The 2,563-nt window shown below is 47.0% G+C and carries 3 protein-coding genes; all 3 read right to left on the bottom strand.

Annotation, left to right across the window (positions count from 1 at the left end; genetic code table 11):
* Positions 1-98 precede the first annotated feature (98 nt).
* On the bottom strand, positions 99-1,160 hold the full coding sequence (ltrA, locus tag FKG94_RS28490; protein ID WP_179957858.1) for a group II intron reverse transcriptase/maturase: 1,062 nt from the start codon (positions 1,158-1,160) through the stop codon (positions 99-101).
* A gap of 664 nt (positions 1,161-1,824) precedes the next feature.
* Positions 1,825-2,160, bottom strand: a complete 336-nt coding sequence (locus FKG94_RS28495; protein ID WP_142930346.1) for a hypothetical protein — start codon at positions 2,158-2,160, stop codon at positions 1,825-1,827.
* Between the two features lie 120 nt (positions 2,161-2,280).
* Positions 2,281-2,563, bottom strand: a 283-nt coding sequence (locus FKG94_RS28905) for a hypothetical protein (protein ID WP_179957859.1), incomplete at its 5' end; no start/stop codon positions are given.

Consider the following 2,563-nt stretch of genomic DNA (forward strand, 5'->3'; position numbering starts at 1 on the left):
GTTCGGTATTTTTACATTTCCCCTCTGTATTGGCAGGAGATGTTCAATAATTTTGAATTGTGCTTTCGTGATTTCCATAGGCGCACATTCTATCAAAATTAGTGTGAACAGGCCCTAGCCAGCTGATACAGTCGCTTTTGGCGGGATTGTTTAATCCACTCCGTCAACGACTGACGCAGTGACTTCAGCTTGCCTAGGGCAGTGCGACGTAGCACTCGCGGCTTGCCATCCAAACCCGGCCACCAATAGAACTCAAACCCTAAGAATTTCAGCCTCCGCCGTTGGCTGGGCCAAAAACGGGAGAAACGAACCATGGTGGTCTTCTCTTCGGCAAGATTCAAACCGAATTTTCTCAGTCGTGCCGGCAATGAGCCATAGACAGCTTTGGCATCACGATAGTGCTGGAAGGCCAGCACATAATCATCAGCATATCTCAGCAGAAAAGATTTTCCTCTGAGCTTAGGTTTGATCTTGCGCTCAAACCACAGATCAAGAGCAAAATGCAGATAGATATTTGCCAGGATGGGTGAGATTACACCCCCTTGCGGAGTACCCGCAAGAGGTTTTACCGCTTTGCCATCAGGCCTATGTACCTTGGCTTTCAACCATTGATTGATCAATGCCAGCAATGCTTTGTCATCGATTCGCTGTTTCAGCATCTCCAGCAGCCAGTCATGGTTGACGTCATCAAAGAACCCTCTGATGTCGCTCTCCACAACATAACCAAACGGCCCCCACTGGAGGTTGGCCGACAGGCTAGCAACTGCGTCACCAGCTCCCCGTGCCGGTCGATAAGCAAAACTGCACGCCAAAAAGTCTACTTCGAAGATAGACTTCAGAATATCGGCTACCGCTTGCTGGACGATTTTATCTTCCAGCGCAGGTATGCCGAGCGGTCTTTGCTTACCGTTTGACTTGGGAATGAAAGTACGGCGAATGCCTTTGCAGCGATAGCGCTTGTCTTTCAATCGTTGTTCAAGATTGCGAAGATTCGCGTACAGGTCTGTCCCATAGTCCTGTGCGGTCACCTTATCAATACCCGCACTCGCGTTCTTGTTCAATCGATGCCAGACCTGCACTACATTCGGCAGGTTCAACAGTCGATAGAGGTTTTGAAAACGGTGCTTCGGGTGGGAACGTGCTTTGTTTGCTATATCCATGAGGGAGGTTATCCCGATCGACTCCGGCCCTACATTGTCCGGTGCGGGTTGTCCTGTCATGGATGTGTCATTACCGCAAACTCCTTCGCCCTGTAAACGGCTTTCCCGTTCTCCGACTACTGTGGGTTTGTCCGACTTCCTAGCAGCCATCGCTGGTCTCATTCTTCATTTGACGTCCCTACCACTGTCCTTATGGAGCCTATCTAGGATCTCTCAAGTTCCTGATACATCTCTCAATACATGCCGCGACTTGATAACTCCGCCGCCTCTTCACAACCAAACCATTAACGGCTGATCCATATTGACTTCGATCGCGTTACAAATCTCGTCAGACGAAACTGCCTTTCGGAGCGATACCAGTGCTTCAGGGACACGGTTCCCCTACGGCCTATATTGTTCGCTGTGTATGCTTCACATAGCTTGTTCGCCCGTTGATAGCAGTAAAAAACTGCTGACTGGAGAGTATTCTCTCTCCCGATGCTCCGCACTACGCGCAACACTCGCTAAGGGTGGCTGGTTAGGCCTTACCCTACAGGGACTCCCACCCTGCCAGATGCACCAAGCTTCCTTGACGCACTAACGCCTTGCTAATTTGCAGCTATAAGTGGCGGCCTGCTTGTTAGGCCGACGCTTATAGCTGTCAAATTGAGCCACTGGTTAAGCTTTATTGCAGAATTACATTCAAATCTTTTAACCAATGGCCTTGCAAAGTACTACAAGTGGTACCAGTAGTTTGATTAGGAATTGTAACCGAAACTGGTTTTGAAGAAATATAGGCTGCCAAAACCATTGATGATCCCGCACTTGTTTCAGTACACAACCAATTGTTGGTCGTTTTATCAGTTCTATAAGCTAAATGTTTAACGCCTGATGCATCAGCACAATCTGAGCTATTTGCCATTACAATAGCTACAAGACCGCCACACTCGACGCTGTCAGCCACGGCCTGTGCAGATAGAGTTACTAGAAGCAGGAAAATTAAATTGCTTACATATTTCATAAAACACTCCATTAAATGGTGAAAATAGATTCTTTTATTATCTAGCTAGAAAACGCCTAACGCCAAGCTTTGCGGCAAATTTGGAGCGCAGCGGAAAATTTGTCCGACAACAGCTCATTGTTACATCCCGGCTAGTGGCACACCAATTTGGGGATAAGCTAGCTCTTTTATGTAGTCCATAATCAAGCTTGTATCTAGCTCTACAAATAGCTCAATTCTTTTCTTGAGTTCACCAGCAACTCTATTTGCCACTTCGATATTAATATCAGAGTCATCCTGTTCGTCGTCTGGCACATTGTCATGTATCAAGACACATAGAGTAGCAAGCAGCATTGACCTTTTTGAAGCTAAGGTGTTGTTTGAATCTAGAAACTCTAATAGAAGCTCAATGTTATTTGCCTCT

It is taken from the genome of Exilibacterium tricleocarpae, from assembly GCF_007004655.1.
GTDB lineage: Bacteria > Pseudomonadota > Gammaproteobacteria > Pseudomonadales > Cellvibrionaceae > Exilibacterium > Exilibacterium tricleocarpae.